Origin of the sequence: Flavobacterium nitrogenifigens, assembly GCF_003254565.1 — a bacterium.
Lineage (GTDB): Bacteria > Bacteroidota > Bacteroidia > Flavobacteriales > Flavobacteriaceae > Flavobacterium > Flavobacterium nitrogenifigens.
The window spans coordinates 117,614-134,786 of sequence record NZ_QJRI01000167.1; the positions used below are offsets into that span (position 1 = coordinate 117,614).

At 33.0% G+C, this 17,173-nt stretch carries 14 protein-coding genes; 3 read left to right on the plus strand and 11 right to left on the minus strand.

Features of this window, described 5'->3' with window-relative positions; all coding sequences use genetic code 11:
- The first annotated feature begins 69 nt into the window (after positions 1–69).
- Positions 70–699, plus strand: a complete 630-nt coding sequence (rsmG, locus tag DM397_RS06315; RefSeq protein ID WP_111376721.1) for a 16S rRNA (guanine(527)-N(7))-methyltransferase RsmG — start codon at positions 70–72, stop codon at positions 697–699.
- A 69-nt stretch (positions 700–768) separates the two neighbouring features.
- Here rsmG and DM397_RS06320 read toward each other — a convergent pair whose 3' ends face one another.
- The 8 genes from DM397_RS06320 to map form a co-directional block, all read right to left on the minus strand.
- Positions 769–1,500, minus strand: coding sequence for a hypothetical protein (locus DM397_RS06320; protein WP_111376722.1), 732 nt, complete (start codon positions 1,498–1,500; stop codon positions 769–771).
- Positions 1,501–1,815: 315 nt separating this feature from the next.
- Positions 1,816–3,441, minus strand: coding sequence for an L-glutamate gamma-semialdehyde dehydrogenase (gene pruA, locus DM397_RS06325; RefSeq protein ID WP_111376723.1), 1,626 nt, complete (start codon positions 3,439–3,441; stop codon positions 1,816–1,818).
- A gap of 154 nt (positions 3,442–3,595) precedes the next feature.
- Entirely contained in the window at positions 3,596–3,982 is a 387-nt protein-coding gene (gene apaG, locus DM397_RS06330) for a Co2+/Mg2+ efflux protein ApaG (protein ID WP_008467225.1), read from the minus strand.
- A gap of 79 nt (positions 3,983–4,061) precedes the next feature.
- On the minus strand, positions 4,062–5,315 hold the full coding sequence (locus DM397_RS06335; RefSeq protein WP_111376724.1) for a type IX secretion system plug protein: 1,254 nt from the start codon (positions 5,313–5,315) through the stop codon (positions 4,062–4,064).
- 74 nt (positions 5,316–5,389) lie between these two features.
- Positions 5,390–8,296 (minus strand): DEAD/DEAH box helicase, encoded by a 2,907-nt coding sequence (locus DM397_RS06340; RefSeq protein ID WP_111376725.1) that lies wholly within the window; start codon positions 8,294–8,296, stop codon positions 5,390–5,392.
- Positions 8,297–8,407: 111 nt separating this feature from the next.
- Positions 8,408–9,181, minus strand: coding sequence for a class I SAM-dependent methyltransferase (locus DM397_RS06345; RefSeq protein ID WP_111376726.1), 774 nt, complete (start codon positions 9,179–9,181; stop codon positions 8,408–8,410).
- Positions 9,182–9,221: 40 nt separating this feature from the next.
- Positions 9,222–9,626: a GxxExxY protein gene (locus tag DM397_RS06350; protein WP_111376727.1), complete on the minus strand. Its 405-nt coding sequence runs from the start codon at positions 9,624–9,626 to the stop codon at positions 9,222–9,224.
- A gap of 67 nt (positions 9,627–9,693) precedes the next feature.
- A complete protein-coding gene (map, locus tag DM397_RS06355; RefSeq protein WP_095953445.1) occupies positions 9,694–10,512 on the minus strand; it encodes a type I methionyl aminopeptidase in 819 nt (272 codons plus the stop codon).
- A 235-nt stretch (positions 10,513–10,747) separates the two neighbouring features.
- Between map and DM397_RS06360 the strand changes: the two genes are divergently transcribed.
- A complete protein-coding gene (locus DM397_RS06360) occupies positions 10,748–11,998 on the plus strand; it encodes a DUF445 domain-containing protein (RefSeq protein WP_111376728.1) in 1,251 nt (416 codons plus the stop codon).
- 220 nt (positions 11,999–12,218) lie between these two features.
- On the opposite strand, the gene gpmI is transcribed toward DM397_RS06360, so the two are convergent.
- Complete coding sequence (gene gpmI, locus DM397_RS06365) at positions 12,219–13,736, minus strand: 2,3-bisphosphoglycerate-independent phosphoglycerate mutase (protein WP_111376729.1); 1,518 nt, start codon at positions 13,734–13,736, stop codon at positions 12,219–12,221.
- Between the two features lie 502 nt (positions 13,737–14,238).
- Between gpmI and DM397_RS06370 the strand changes: the two genes are divergently transcribed.
- Positions 14,239–14,964: a murein L,D-transpeptidase catalytic domain family protein gene (locus tag DM397_RS06370; protein WP_111376730.1), complete on the plus strand. Its 726-nt coding sequence runs from the start codon at positions 14,239–14,241 to the stop codon at positions 14,962–14,964.
- Here DM397_RS06370 and DM397_RS06375 read toward each other — a convergent pair.
- Both DM397_RS06375 and DM397_RS06380 read right to left on the minus strand, forming a co-directional pair.
- Positions 14,953–16,536, minus strand: coding sequence for a L,D-transpeptidase family protein (locus tag DM397_RS06375; protein WP_111376731.1), 1,584 nt, complete (start codon positions 16,534–16,536; stop codon positions 14,953–14,955). The genes DM397_RS06370 and DM397_RS06375 overlap by 12 nt on opposite strands.
- 1 nt (position 16,537) lies before the next feature.
- Positions 16,538–16,975, minus strand: a complete 438-nt coding sequence (locus DM397_RS06380; protein ID WP_167511652.1) for a GNAT family N-acetyltransferase — start codon at positions 16,973–16,975, stop codon at positions 16,538–16,540.
- Between the last annotated feature and the right edge of the window lie 198 nt (positions 16,976–17,173).

Below are 17,173 nucleotides of genomic sequence, written 5' to 3' on the forward strand. Positions count from 1 at the left end.
TTTTCAATTTGCAAAATTGAGTTAAATATTTCAATCGTAAAGTAGTACTTTTGTTAAAAATTTAGAGCAATGGATGAGATATTGAAATATTTTCCAAATTTGACCGATCTTCAAATAGAACAATTTCAAAAATTAGACTTTTTATACCACGATTGGAATGAAAAAATCAATGTTATTTCTCGTAAAGACATCGATTCATTATATACAAAACATATTTTGCATTCATTAGGAATTGCTAAGGTTATGAAATTCGAACCTGGAGCAACCGTTTTAGATGTTGGAACAGGAGGTGGTTTTCCTGGAATTCCGCTAGCAATTCTTTTTCCTGAAACCCGTTTTTATTTAATTGACGTTATTGCCAAAAAAATAAGAGTAGTTCAGGGTGTTGTTGATGCATTAGAGTTAAAGAACGTAAAGGCGGAACAAAAACGTGCTGAATTAGTAAAAGGGGATTTCGATTTTATTGTAAGTCGAGCCGTTACTAATATGCCTGATTTTGTTTCATGGATTAAAGACAAAATCAAGAAACAGCACAAACACCTATTAAAAAATGGAATTCTTTATTTAAAGGGCGGTGACTTAGCCGAAGAACTAAAAGATTTTCCAAATGCTACTTTATATGATTTAGCTGATTTTTTTGAAGATGAATTTTTTGAAACGAAAAAAGTGGTTCATCTTCCGCTAAAATTTAAACCTTAATAAGAAATAACCCGATTAGGAAATTCTAAGCGGGTTATTTTTTTTTGAACAAAACTAAACAGTTTAAAATTAAGAAGCCTTTTTCGGAAGATTTAAAAAGCTATTTGCTTTATGGTCTAAACTATCAATGAATCCATGAATTGCATTCTCTGATGCCTCAACTGAATATTCGAATTTTTCGTCAAAGAAAAACTCCCTACAGATTACAGGCTCATTTGACGAGTCATATACCGCTTCGTCACTTTCATCTAATTTATCTTTTTTGTAAGGATTAGGATGAGAATGAGTCAGTTTCATAATAGTTTGTTCGAACCAGCTGTCAAAATTTTTCTTTTTTGGTGTAATATGACGAGCTAGTAGAACCAATCCCACAAGATCATTTTGTAAAAAATAGGAGCCTTTTCTATATCGAGCGTCTATTATTCTAACATTCATTAAAGCAATCCAAAGAGCTCCATTGACAGAACCACTGGCAGGTATTTCAAATTCTGTATCAAATAATAAAGGGTTTGTCTGTACGCAATTATTAATAGAGCACCAAAGTGCTTCAATACGTTTTTGTGTGTCGTGTGTAGCTTGGCTATAACCTGTAAAACGCCAATATATCCATTCTAATAATGCAGCTGTCAATCCCATAGAGCCTTTGTGGTTAATCTGCATTAGAATGTTCTCAAGGTCGTCATTTCCTTCTACGCAATCTAAAAGTTTATTTATTTTCTTCTTTGTCCATTTGTAATTAATAGGGTGCCCTATACTTTTAGATTCCAGAATAACTTTAGGAACATTGTTTAAATTTCTCATACTTATGCTATTTATTTTGTTATATCTATTAAGGTCTTCTAATATTGAAACAAATGTATAAGGATGTATGTTTTTCGAATGGAGCAAAAAGTTTTTTAAGTATTAAAATAAGGTATTTAAGAGTTTTAAAGCGTTGATTCTTAAATAAATAAGAAAAGTATTACAAATAATAAAAAGAATTAATTGTTGATGTGATCTGCATTTTGATGAAGTATTTTTTTGTTACAAAAACAAAAGCCGGAATTTCAAAATGAAATTCCGGCTTTTTTATATTGACAGATTCCAAAACTTGAAACCTGAAACTTGAAACAAAAATTAACCTAAGAAAGGATATCTGTAATCTTCTGGAGTTACAAAAGTTTCTTTGATAGTTCTTGGAGAAGCCCAACGCAATAAGTTTAATGCAGAACCTGCTTTATCGTTAGTTCCAGAAGCTCTTGCTCCACCAAATGGTTGCATTCCTACAACAGCTCCAGTTGGTTTGTCATTGATGTAGAAGTTACCAGCAGAGTTTTGTAATTTAGTTGTCGCTACTTCAATAGCATAACGATCTTGGCTGAATACTGCTCCTGTTAAAGCATACTCAGAAGTAGTGTCAACTAATTCTAAAGTCTCTTCCCATTTAGCATCTTCATAAACATAAATAGTGATAACTGGTCCGAACAACTCAGTTTCCATTGTAGTATATTTTGGGTTTGTAGTTACAATAACTGTTGGCTCAATAAAGTAACCTACAGATTTATCGTAATTTCCACCAACGATGATTTCTGCGTCAGCATCTTTTTTAGCTTGATCAATATAACTTGCTAACTTGTCAAAAGAACCTTCGTGGATAACTGCTGTAATGAAGTTTCCGAAATCTTCTGGAGAACCCATTTTCATAGATTTTACATCAGCAATCAATTGTTCTTTTACAGCTGGCCATAAACTTTGTGGAATATAAGCTCTAGAAGCAGCAGAACATTTTTGTCCTTGGAATTCGAAAGCTCCACGAGTAATTCCTGTAACCACTTGTTTTACGTTTGCACTTGGGTGAGCAATGATAAAATCTTTACCCCCCGTTTCACCAACGATTCTTGGGTACGTTTTGTAGTTGTGAATGTTTGCTCCAATTTTAGCCCAAATATCTTTAAATACATGAGTTGATCCTGTAAAGTGAACACCAGCAAAATCACGGCTAGCTAAAACTGTATCTGTAATCATTAAAGCATCTCCAAAAACTACGTTGATAACTCCGTCAGGAACTCCAGCCTCTTTGAAAACTTCTAAAATGATTTTTGTAGAAAATACTTGACTATCACTTGGTTTCCAAACCACAACGTTACCCATCATTGCAGCACTTGCAGGAAGGTTTGCAGCGATTGCAGTAAAGTTAAATGGAGTAATAGCATAAACAAAACCTTCTAATGGTCTGTACTCTACACGGTTCCAAACAGAAGAATCTGATTTTGGTTGATCGTTGTAGATTTGAGTCATAAACTCAACATTGTAACGTAAAAAGTCGATTAATTCGCAAGAAGCATCAATTTCTGCTTGGTGAATATTTTTAGATTGACCAATCATTGTAGCAGCGTTAATACGAGCTCTGTATGGTCCAGCGATAAGTTCAGCAGCTTTTAAGAAAATAGCAGCACGCTGTTCCCATGCTAAGTTTGCCCATGCTTTTCTTGATTCAAGTGCATTTGCAATTGCTTTTTCAATATGTTGTTTTTCAGCTAAATGATATTTTCCAACTACGTGCTGGTGATCGTGAGGAGCTGTAATGTTTCTTGTATTTCCAGTTCTAATTTCTTCGTTTCCAATATACAAAGGAACGTCAATTTGAGAATTCCACATTGTGGTGTAAGCAGCTTGAACAGCAGCTTTTTCTGGTGAGTTTGGTGCGTAGCTCTTTACAGGCTCGTTTACCGCTTTTGGTACATGGAAAAATCCTTTAAGCATGTTATTTAAAATTTTGTGAATTAGACAATTTAAAGTTAGACGATTTGTTTTGTTACGAATAATCTAACGTTGCACAAAAGTACAAAGGATAAATTAATAAATTGACAATTTTATGATTAAGATAACGATAAAAGCAATAGTTGTAAACTATATCTTAATTTAATGCAAAAGGAGCACACATTCTAAAAGTAGGAACAATTACTTTGAATGTTTTTGTTGTAGTAAAGTTGATCATATTAAAATGACCTTTCATTGCGCCGTAAGGAGACGATAATAAACAGCCAGAACTGTACGTATGGTTTTCACCAGGTTTTAGAACTGGTTTTTTACCAATTACACCCTCACCATCTACAACTTCTAAATCATTTAAAGAATCAAAAATTTCCCAGTGGCGAGAAGTTAATTGTACAGAATCTTTACTATGATTTTCGATGGTAACTACGTAGCTAAAAGCAAAATGAATCTTGTAGTTTTTGAAGTATGTACCTTCAAAACTAGTCAAAACAGATATTTTTATGCCTCGTGTAATTTGAGAAACCATACTAACGCCGTATATATGTGAGTGTTATAGAGGCAAAGCTACAAAAAAAAATCGTTTAATCTAAAACCTTAACATTGTTTTAATTGACTATATTGATAGAGTTTGCATTTCCTTTTCCAATTACACGCTGATAACGGTCAGTAGCTTCTTTGTAATAAACCAAGATGGTGTACTCGTTTTCAGTCTGATAAAAGTTTCCGTCAATGGCATTTTCAAAATCTACAGCCCCTTTTTTGTCTGCAACAGTGTACTGAAAATTAGTAAAACCTTGTTTGATCATAATGGCTTTTTCAAAAACTCCTTTGTCATTATTGTAATCCATTTTGTACTCTGGCGAAAGGCTGTAGTTGTTAAACATTCCAGTAATATAAATGTCTTTGTTCATTCTAAAAGCAGGAGCAGAAAGGCTAAAATAAACCCAAGCATAATCGGCTTCAATGTCATTATTAGAACCGTTGATGTTCTTCACAACAAAATTTCCGTTTACATCTTCATAATTAGTGTAAATCTGATTTCCTCTTGCGGCATTGGTGTACAAAAACGAATTGTAAATATCATTGTTCGAACCTACTTTGGCCACATTATTACTGGCAGCTCTAATGTCTTTGTTTTCAAAATACAAAAACTCATTTCCGCCCCAAAACTGGGTTTCTTTGTCATATTTATAAACCAGCTGATTACCAATTGTGTATTGGGGAACAACATTTTTTATTTCGGTATGAAAGTTTCCGTTTTGCAGTAAAAGCACTTTTACATTTTGCAATGGAGTTTGAAACACAATGTCATTGGATAAAATAGCAAAATCAAGATTCTGTTTGTAATCAATATTACTAAGGTTACGGCTTCTTTTTACTTGCACGCCAACAGTACAATGATTTTCGTGTAAAATAAATTTTCTTGAGAAAACAACTTCTCGGTCTTCATTAAGAATTCGCAACATATAATTGCCTGAAAGCTTTAATAATTGCGTAAACTGATTCGGAAAAGAAAGCCTATAATGTGTATAAACCTGAAGTGTATTGAACGAATTGGAGAAATCTGTAATTCGCTGATTATCCATACCAAAAATATAGTCAGTTTTTGGAATATCTGTTGGAAACCAGTTGTAATCGCAATGAATAACTTCAAAGTAATAATTGGCTTCATTACCAAACAAATCATCAAATTGAAATGTAAATGGAGAACCTAATTCGAAAATTGGCGCAACATTACTGCCATTCTGAATAAAAGAAGCAGTTTTAATGTTATAGGGAGGATCGATTTCTTTTTCTTGAGCTTTCGCTAAAGTGAAAATGAAAAGAAAAATAAAGCTTGTATATAAAAATTTCGGCATCTTAAAACGTTGTAAGATTGTAAATATAACAATTTTATATAACGAAAAAGATGCCATTCTATTGGATTTAACGATTAATTTCCTAAAATATACTCTAAGTTACCTTCAATTTCATCATTGATATAACTTTCTTCTAAAAGTGAGTCAGACAATAATTTTTTGTTTTCCTGCAATTTGATGATTTTTTCTTCGACTGTATTTTTAGAAATAAAACGAATCACATTTACTTTATTCAATTGTCCAATTCTGTGCGCACGTGCGACACCTTGTTTTTCTGCGAAAGGATTCCACCAAGGATCTAAAAATAAAACATAAGAAGCTTTTGTAATATTTAAACCAACACCTCCAGCTTTAAGCGAAATAAAGAATAACAACGGATTTTCTTTTTCCTGAAACATTTTAACCTGCTGTTCTCTTTTATCTGATGGAGTTTCACCTGTAATTTCACAGAACTCTATTTTGTTTTCCTTACACCAATCGGTATAGAAATTTAAGTTGGTAACAAACGAACTGAAAATGATTACTTTCTGTTTTGCTTTTACTAAGTTCTCCAAATAATTGGTTACAGCAATATACTTTCCAGAATCAACTTCAGATTCCTGATCAACCATTTTTGGGTGATTGCTCAGCTGTCTCAACTTCATCAAAGTATTTATAATATTGATTTTATCTGGGCCAGATCCATCAGTTTTAAGCAAGAAATTACGAGCTTTAGATTTCTCTTTTTCGTATAATTTTTCCTGTTCTGGATCCATGTCGCAGTAATAAATCTGCTCGGTCAATTCAGGTAAATCTTTTAAAACCTGTTCTTTAGTTCGTCTTAAAATATAAGGAGCGATGAGGTTTTTTAATTCCGTTAAAACCTCTTCATTCTGGTTTTTCTCAATCGGATTTTTGAAATTTTCCATAAAGAAAGCATAGCTTCCTAAAATCTCTGGATTGATAAACTGCATTTGCGACCATAAATCGTCAAGCGAATTTTCGATCGGCGTTCCACTCAATGCAATTTTATGTCCTGTGCTTATTTTATTGATGGCTTTAAAAATCTTAGAATTTTTATTTTTGATGTATTGGCTTTCATCCAAAATCAGATAACGGAAATCGTATTTTTCTAAAATTGAAATATCTCTGTGAATGATGCTGTAACTTGTAAAAATCAAATCGGTTGAATTGATTCTGCTTGCTAAAGATTTTCTTTCATTGCCAACATATTGCATTTTTGAAAAGTGAGGCGTAAACTTTCCTGCTTCATTAAACCAGTTAAAAACCAATGAAGAAGGTAGAACAATCAAAGCTTTCAACGGTTCTCTTTCGATAGTGGTTTCGTTAGCAAACAAATCAAAATTGGTGGTTTTGGTCGTAAAACCTAATTGTTCTTGTACAGAAACCAAAACAGATAAAGTCTGTAAAGTTTTTCCAAGTCCCATATCATCGGCCAGACACGCACCCATATTGGAATTGAAATGGCCTAAAAGCCACTTTACTCCATCAATTTGATACGGTCGCAAAGTTGCCTTTATTAAGTCAGAACCAGTAAATTCAGCTTGATGAATTTGATCTAAATCACTGTCAATTTCTGAAATTCCGTCTAAAGCTGTAAAGTTACTTTTACGCAACAAAAGAACTCCATTTTCTGTTTTTGCCAGCTTTGCCAAAGAACCATATTTACTGAACCATTCTAGCGGAATTAAAAAGTAGTTACCGTCAGGCAATGCAAAAAGTCTTTCTTTGCTTTTTATATTCGGAATTATTTCACTGAAATTGATCTTATAATTGCCAACCGTAATGATTATTTTAATATCAAACCAATCGCCAGTTGTTTCTTTTGAAGCAGAAATAGTATAGTTTTCTGTAATGATTTCTTTGCTTTCCAGTTTTAGGTTATCAATTGTAAAACCTAAGTTTTTCAGTTCTTCTTTATGATCAATAATCAGCTGAATATTGATAAAAGGATCTGTATTTTCAGCTTCTGAATTTAACCCAAATAATTCATTTTTGATTTTGGTTAGACCAATTTTATTTAATTTTTCAATGAATAAATTTTCGTTTGGATTTCTTTTAAACTGAATTATTTTAGGTTCATTAGCAATGCTGAAATCCACAAAAGAATGTGTTTTTTTAGTCTTGCTTGCATCAAATGAATATCCGTTATAATCAAAATAAAGATTGAGATAATAACAGTTTTTAAAGAAATCATGAATTGGCTGAATCGTACAAGAAATAATTTTATCTCGAAGTTCAATTTCAAAACCAGTTGCTTCAATATCAATTTTTTTCGCTATTTGCGGAATAAAACTTTTAAAGTAATCATCAACTAATTTTGATGGTATTTCTATAGATTTTTTCTTTAAAAAAGGCATTAGCTTTTTAGAGTTCAACTCTTTTAGCTGCCCCAATTTTTTATTGATGATAAGCCAGCCTGGTTCGTCTAAAAGAATATCAACTTTGCTGTCCATTGGAGGGAAAATAGTTTCATTTTCTTTTAAAGAAAGGGTATAGGTGATTCCTTCAGCATGCTTGTCAAACTGAATCTGAGGTTCAAAATCAAGCGGATCAATGCTAACTCTTGAACGATAAAAATCTTTTTCGGGTCCAAGATTTAAAGACAAAGGAAATTGTTCTTTTACAATTAAATCGTAAAATGAACTTAAATTGAATTTTAAATGTTGACGAATGGCAAATTCAATTTTCGAATCTTTCTGTAAATCAGCAATTGTTTTGGCTGACTTAATTTTAGCACCGAATTTTTTAAAAATAAATTCGGGTTTAAGAGAATCGCAAGCTGTTAATATTCTTTTTGAGTTAGAATCTAAATTGTCAAAAGTGACTCCGAAACTTTCAAGTACATCTGGACTTGCTTTTTTGTCTAAATATTTGATTTCGCTAGTATTCTCAACAATGTATGCGGTTGGAATATAGACATTCAGATTTTTTTCCAAACTGATGTCAAAACAGAACTGAAATGATTTTGTAGGTTCCAAGGTTTAGGGATTTGGTTAGGCTTATATTTTGGGAATTGGGCAAAAAAATAAAGAGTTTTCAAATCTAGTATTTTGAAAACTCTTTATTAAATGAACTTATATGGTGAAAAATTAGTTTTCCTGTTTAAAGCAAAGCGGAATAATCTCGCCTTTTGCCAAACAGTATTTTTCAACCAATTCTGGTGCAATTTTATTAGTATAATCTTCTTCAATTACAATAAATCCAATACTTCTTAATTTATCGAAATAATCGCGTCCGTAAACACGTACGTGATCGTATTGTCCGAAGATTTTTGCGCGTTCTTTCTGGTCTGTAATAGAATCATCGGCAAAAGTAACTTCGCGTGATAAATCCTGAGGAATCTGTAAAATTGCCATTCCGCCTGGTTTTAAAACTCTGAATAATTCCTGCATTGCTTTTGTGTCGTCTGGAATGTGCTCTAAAACGTGATTACATAAAATAACGTCATATTCGTTGTCTTTGAAAGGTAAATTACAGATATCTGCTTTTACATCTGCCAATGGCGAAAGTAAATCAGTTGTTGTGTAATCTAAGTTTTTCTGCTTGCGGAATCTCTTGTAAAAAGCTTGTTCTGGAGCAAAATGCAATACTTTTTTTGGCGCTGTAAAAAAATCAGTCTGATCGTTTAAATATAACCAAAGCAAACGGTGTCTTTCTAAGGAAAGTGTACTTGGAGAAAGCACATTATTACGCTGTTTTCCATATCCGTAAGGCAAAAACGATTTAAAACTTTTTCCGTCAATTGGATCTGTAAATTTATCTCCTTTTAAAGAGAAAGCTAAAATTGGACGCGCTACATAACTCAAACGAATTAATATTGGACGCGGGATTGTATTTAAAACTAATTTGAAAAGTTTTTTCATGGGGTTATTTCGCAGAGTTACACAAAGTTTGCACAGAGCTTCACAAAGTGTTTATAAATCTTTTTATATTGTTTTTTAATATTTTTGAATCAAAATTAATAAGCAATCCTAATGGATAATTTCCTAATTTTAGGTAGGTCAATATTTGAGCAAAATGGACATCTGTAAAAGCTTCAACAGTTTTTAATTCGATGACAATTTTATTTTCAATCAGCAAATCTATTCTATATCCGTGATCTAATTTTATGTCTTTATAAATTATTGGTAAAGCTTTTTGTTTTTCAACAATTAAACCGGAATTCATAATTTCATAATACAAACATTCCTGATAAGCAGATTCTAACAAACCTGGACCAAGCTGTTTGTGAACTTCAATTGCTAAACCAATAATTTTATACGAAATAGCATCTAGTTCATCCTGTGAGACTAAATTTTGAGAATACATTTTAAAGGCGTATAAATAATTTTTTGTGAATCTTGGCGTATATCTCTGTGAATCTCGGTGGAATACCTTACAGCACCAAAGGAACTTGTCTGAATTCGTCTTCTTCGTTGCTTTCGATTCCTAAAGCTTTATAGATGTATTGGAAAGTCGATAATAATTCAGGTTTTCCATCGATTAAAGCTACATCGTGCTCAAAGTGCGCACTAGGTTTTCCGTCAGCAGTCAAGATTGTCCAGCCGTCTTTAAGTTGTTTGATGTTTCTAGTTCCCATGTTGATCATAGGTTCGATTGCTACAACCATTCCTTCAACAAAAAGTTTTCCACGTCCACGTTTTCCGTAGTTTGGCATCTCTGGTTCTTCGTGCATTTTTTGCCCAACACCATGTCCGACCAATTCACGAACAACTCCGTAACCGTGAGCTTCAGTATATTTTTGAATCGCATTTCCAACATCTTCAACGCGATTTCCTGCTTTAAATTCTCTAATTCCAACGTAAAGAGATTCTTTAGTTACGCGCAAAAGTTTTTTAACTTCTGGTGCAACTTCTCCGATTTCGAAACTGTATGCGTGATCTCCGTGGTAACCATTTTTAAAAGCCCCACAGTCAACCGAAATAACATCACCGTTTTTAAGAGGAACATTGTTAGGAATACCGTGAACAACCTGAGCGTTTGGACTCATGCAAAGCGAATTCGGGAAATCGTACAATCCAAGGAAACTTGGAACAGCACCGTGATCACGAATAAATTCTTCGGCTAATTTGTCAAGATATAATGTTGTAACTCCTTCTTTTATTTCAGAAGCAATCATTCCTAATGTTTTTGATACGATTAAAGCACTTTCGCGCATTAATTCTATTTCCTCTCTAGTTTTTTGGATAATCATATTTTTTCCATTTTCAGTTGGCAAAAGTACAATTTTTATCTCATTTTTTGAGTAATTTTTTTTCGCCACGAATTCACGAATTTATGCAAATTTAAATTGGTGAAATTCAATTTCACCAATTTAAATTTTAGAGATAAAAAAGAGGAAATTCGTGAATTCGTGGCGATTAAACAATAGTTAGAGTAGAGGGGTTTCGGAAAAAAGACATAAATTAGTAGTGCAAATGCTTATAATTATGGAAATTTCAACTGATCAAGATATAGCCAAAGTAAAGGCATTAAAGAAAATGAAAGCAACAGCTTTGTCGCTTTTAGGTTTTGCTGTGCTTCTTTTTATAATTGCCATTTACTTCAAAATCCCAATGCTTCAGGCTTTTAGCGAAGCCGCAATGGTTGGAGGAATAGCCGATTGGTTTGCTGTTGTGGCGCTATTTCGCCATCCAATGGGAATTCCGATTTGGCATACGGCTATTATTCCGACTAAGAAAAATGAAATAGGAGAGAACCTAGGGAATTTTGTTTCTGAAGAATTTCTTGACCGAGAAAAATTAGAAGTAAAATTGGACGAATTTAATTTTGCGACCAAAGGTTCAGATTGGCTTTTGAAGGAAGAAAATGCCAATAAAATTGCCAATGCAGTAGCTGTAAATATTATTCCAGGAATTTTAAGAACAATAAAAGATGAAGATGTCAGAAGATTTATTCAGGTTCAGTTTAAGGAAAAAATTGAGGCAATAAATTTTGGCGATTGGGTGGCATTGGCATTAGAACCTTTGCAAAAAGGGAATTTAAAAAATCAGATGCTGACAAATTTGCTCGAAGTAATGAGCACTGAATTAACCGACAATAAAGATTTAATTAGGCAAAAAGTAAAAGCTTCGACACCACTTTTAAGTTTTGGGTTGGCTGATAAAAGCATCACAGAAGGCGTTTTTAATGGTTTGCAAGATTTTCTAAATGAAGCGAAAAAGCCAGAAAGCGCAGTACGCGTAAAAATTGACGAATACATTTTTAATTTCTTGGAAAAAGTAAAAAACTCAGAAGAAATGAGAGTTAAAATCAACGATATGATTTTGGGTTTTGTTGGACAAAAAGAGGTTCAGGATTATATCAATAGCATTTGGGATGAAATTAAATTGTCCATTACAAATGATTTGAATAAAGGCGATGATTCTTCAATAAAAAATAGCATTTCAAATTTAATTCAGACTTTCGGAAACGGAATTAAAGAAGATCCTGTTATGATTGACAAAATAAACGGTTTTATTAAAAACGATTTGCTTTCGATGCTTTTGAATAATAAAAAAGTAATTGGAGATTTGATTTCGTCAACCGTAAAAAGCTGGGATGGAAAAGAGGTTTCTGAAAAACTGGAATTAGAAATAGGGAAAGATCTTCAATACATTAGAATCAACGGGACTTTGGTTGGAGGGGTTATTGGGCTTGTGATTTATGGCGTTGAGCAACTTTATCATTTTGTTTTTTGAACCATATAAGTGATATAAGTAAATATAAATGTGCATTGCTTAATTTAAGAAGTAAAAATCATATAAGATAAAAGCTGAATTAAGCTTTGCATTCTAGTATAAAATAGTTCTCGCAAAGTCGCAGAGACGCAAAGTTTTATAAATTTCTTTGCGACTTAGCGTCTTTGCGAGATTTTTTTAAGTTCTATTTAATGAACTTATATAACTTATATGGTGAAAATTATAGAAGTGAATGACAAGTCATTGCATTTGGTTGCTGAACGCCCATTAATTCTAAAATAGTAGGAGCAATGTCACCTAAAACACCATCTTGAATGTTTTTTAATTCTTTGTCAACCAAAATAATCGGCACTGGGTTTGTTGTGTGTGCAGTATTTGGAGACCCGTCAGGATTGATCATCGTTTCGCAGTTTCCGTGATCGGCAATTACAATTGTAGTATAATTGTTAGCAAGAGCTGCTTCGATAACTTGTTTTGCACAAGCGTCAACAGCTTCACAAGCTTTAATTGCAGCTTCCATAATTCCAGTGTGACCAACCATGTCTCCGTTTGCAAAGTTTAAACAAACGAAATCAACTTCACCTTTATTTAATTCAGGAACAAGAGCATCTGCCAATTCGTAAGCGCTCATTTCTGGTTTTAAATCATAAGTTGCTACTTTTGGAGAGTTTCTTAAAATTCTTGATTCGCCTTCAAAAGGAGTTTCTCTACCTCCCGAGAAGAAGAAAGTTACGTGAGGATATTTCTCAGTCTCTGCAATTCTGATTTGTTTTTTACCTGCTTTTTCTAAAACTTCACCAAGAGTTTCAGTGATATTGTCTTTATTGTAAACTACCTTTACGTTTTGGTACGTTTCGTCGTAGTTTGTCAATGTTACATAATATAGGTTTAGTTTGTGCATGTTCTGCTCGTGGAAATCTTGCTGAGAAAGTGCTTCAGTAAGTTCACGGCCTCTATCTGTTCTAAAGTTAAAGAAGATTACAACATCACCTTCTACAATTGTAGCAAGAGGTTTTGCATTGTCATCAACAATAACAACAGGCTCGATAAATTCGTCAGTAACATCTTTTTCGTAGCTAGACAAAACACTTGCAACGGCATTTGTTGATGGAGTTCCAACACCGTTAACAAGAAGATCGTAAGCCAATTTTACACGTTCCCAACGTTTGTCGCGATCCATTGCGTAGTAACGACCAACGATCGAAGCGATTTTTACAGGAGTATCTTTAATATAATCTTCAAGATCATGAATATATTTTGCTCCAGATTTTGGATCAACGTCACGTCCATCTGTAAATGCATGAACATAAACTTGATCTAAACCGTATTCTTGAGAAGCATCGATTAATCCGCGAAGGTGTGAAGTATGTGAGTGAACACCACCATCTGAAACTAATCCTAAAAAGTGTACTTTTTTATTGTTGTCTTTAGCATAGGTAAAAGCATCAATTAAAACTTGCTCTTTTGCTAAAGTTTTGTGTTCTACAGCTAAATTTATTTTGGCTAAATCTTGGTATACAATTCTTCCTGCGCCTAGATTCATGTGTCCAACTTCGCTATTTCCCATTTGCCCTTCCGGAAGACCAACATTTAATCCGTCGGTTCTAAGCTGTGCGCTTGGGTAGTTTTTATAAAGACTGTTTATAAAAGGAACATTTGCATTGTCTATTGCAGATACTTTAGGGTCAGGAGATTTTCCCCAACCATCTAAAATCATAAGGATAACTTTTTTGTTCATTGCATTTTTGTTTTCTACAAATATAAGGCATTTCTAAAGTTTGAAACCTGAGCAATGTTACATTTATGTTTAATAAAATGAACTGTAAAAAAAAATATTGATTTAATTAAAGAAGCCTTCGTTTTTTAAAATTAATTCACGCTAAGCTCTCTTTTCGACTTTATTTTTGACGTCATTATGGCTGATAAAACATTTTACACTTGTATAAATATATGTTTTCATGCTTAATAATCATTCTTTTATAGAAATGACAGGTTTAATTTGTTCTGCTTGTTGCCGTTTACTATTCAAAATTTTTACTTTGTTTTTCTTTTTTTTAAGAAAACGGTTAAAAAGGTTATGATTTTTAGCGTAAGATAAAATCTTACATAAAAAGCAAATTTGTGTTAATAATGTTAAAATTTAAGCAAAAAAGCCTTGAAAATCAGGCTCATATTTTGCAAGGTATGATTTTTTTATATTTTTGCGATACCCAAATTTTTGTTTAACCTAAAGAAATTCAATGATTTACAAAATTTATCCGTTATTTGTGTTTTTGCTATTGTCTTTTGGAAAAGATTCAAAAAACACAGCAGATCTTAAAAAAAATGCGACTGTAAAGGCGATTGCTAAAGTCGAAAAAGTTACAGTAGATTCTAAAATCGAAAGCGTTTATAATTCATTAAATTCAAACAACTTTAAAATGCCTGAGCTTAAAACTTTCTCAGAAGCTTTAAAAGGATTTTATTTGTTGAAAGAAAGAGGAGTGATTAAGAAAAACATCTTAACACTGATTGATTTCAGTTTGTCATCAAACACAAAACGTTTGTGGGTGATTGATTTAACTAGCAATACAATTTTGTTTAATTCTCTTGTAGCTCATGGTAGAAATACTGGTGAAGAGTTTGCTTCAACATTTTCAAACCTTAATTCATCATTTAAAAGCAGTTTAGGTTTTTATGCAACTGGCGAAATTTATCAAGGAAAACATGGTGCTTCTTTGCGTTTAGATGGCTTAGAAAATGGCGTAAATGACAATGCTCGCGAAAGAGGTGTTGTAATGCATGGTGCAGATTACGTTTCTGAATCTTTCATTAGAGATCATAAAAGATTAGGCAGAAGCCAAGGCTGTCCAGCAGTTCCAGTTGAATTGACAAATGAGATTATCGAATTAATAAAAGACAAATCGTGTTTATATATCTACCATCCGTCAAGAAGTTTTGCGATGGAGGAGAGGCTAATTTCTTAATTGCGCATATAAATCCGAATCTAGATCATAAATATCAGCTCTGAAAATGAGCTGATTTTTTTTGCTCCAAGCTGTCCAATACCATTGGTATAAAGCGTACTTTTTGGTAATCTTGAAACTCATTGTTGTTTTACTCGCAATAATAGTGTCAATTCTGTCTTGCGGCCAGTTCCCGTCAACATCCAATATATGTTGGGCCAGTTCCAGCGGATTTTCAACACGTACGCATCCAGAACTCATAGAACGGTTATTGCGACCAAAAATGTTACGATGATTGGTGTCGTGCAGATAAACACTATGGTGGTTTGGAAATAAAATTTTCATTAATCCCAAAGAATTGTCATAACCTGGGCTTTGTACATAACGATAGTTGTTTGGTTTGTTTTCATTCCATGCCATAGGAGAAACTACCTTTCCGGCAGTATCGTAAATCGTAATATTCTTATTGGCCAAATAATTTCGGTTTCTTTTCATTGCAGGAACGACATCTTCTTTCAGAATCGTTGGCGGAACAGTCCAAGTCGGATTAAAAACAACCGTTTTTAAGTACGAAGTAATAATAGGTGTTTTTCTTTTGTTTGTCCCTACCACAATATTTCTAACCAAAGTGGTGTCTTTATTTTCGACAACATGTAAGCTGTAATCGGGAATGTTTATAATGAAATAGTTTTCGGCTAATTCTGACGGATACCATCTCCAACGCTCCAAATTGGCAATTATCTGTTTTTTTCTGTCTTCTTTAGAATAGTTTAAAGCACGAATAGTTCCCGCTCCAATAACTCCGTCTGAAGCTAAACCGTGCCTTTCTTGGAATCTTTTAACGGCTTCAAAAGTTTTGTGGTTGTAAATGTTAGAAAGACTGTCTTTTCCTTCCATATCGTTCCAGTACAAAAGCCTTTTTTTAATGTTTGTTAAGGCAGGGTTAGTGTCGTTTAAAACAATTTTATCAGCAGATTCAATAGTTTTTACATTGTCATCTGGAAAAGTGTTGATGATTTCAAGAGCTTTTAGCAGTTCTTTATAGATTTGTGTTTTAGGCTGAATGTTTTCAACAATACTATCTAATTTATTCTTGTTGAAACCTTTAATTAAAACAGAATTTACATCAAACTCTTTTTCATCCAAATCCCAATTGGTGTACAATTTTTTAGGATCTAGTTTTCCTTTATATATATGGTTTAGATATTTCTCAAAATTATAAGTCAATAAAATATCATACGTAACCAAGTCTTTATCACTAAGTGAAGCTGCTTTGCTTTCGAATTTTTTTAGTTGAGAGATTTTGTAATCTTCTGGTTCTAGACCTAGTTCTTCTGATTTTTCTAACTGAGATAGAACAAAAGTTCTTTTTTTAAGATTACCCCATACAGTTTGATTTTCAGATGCAACGTAAAATTGCTTTAAGGTTTCGCTTTTAAAAGTTCCTATTAATGCGGTATCAATTTCGACAGTTCTCTCATCAGTAAGTATAATTGCTGGTTCCTTTTTTTTGACAATAGGTGCAGGTTTTGGGCTTTCTTTTTTACAGCCCGCTAAAAGGCATATTACTACTAAAGAGTAAAGTATTCTCATTTTATAATTTTTTAAACATCAAATAATGTTCGCCAACATCTTTAATCTCAAATGCTTCTCCTAGTGACTGATAGTTCATTTTTTGATAAAACCCGACGGCAGCAGTTCTGGCATTAAACCAAATCAAGTCGATTTTGTTATTATGGCAATACGTTTCACAATGTCTTACCAAAGCCTCGCCAATTCCTTTTTTCTGATGGTTTTCTAAAACAGCCATCCCTCGAATCTGTGCTTGATTTTGAGCGGCAAATATAGGGTTGATTTTTTCAAATAATGAAATAATTCCTGTTAAATTTTTACCCTCAAATAAGCCGAAATGATGAGTAGATTCTAGATTGTCTCCTTCAAAGACGCAACTTTCTATAGGTTTTCCTTTTCTTAAAACAGGTTGACGAACGGCATAAGTTTCTTTTGATGGAATTTCTTTAATTGTAATCATGATTTTTTGAAAAAATATTGCGTTTATAACTTTTTAATTTTAAATAAGTTATAAAAAAATGTTGATTTTTATTGATTTTTTTTGCCCAAAAGCTTGTTTTGAACTGAACTTTCTTTCTATATTTGCACAACCAATGCGAAAGTAGCTCAGTTGGTAGAGCTCCAGCCTTCCAAGCTGGTTGTCGCGAGTTCGAGCCTC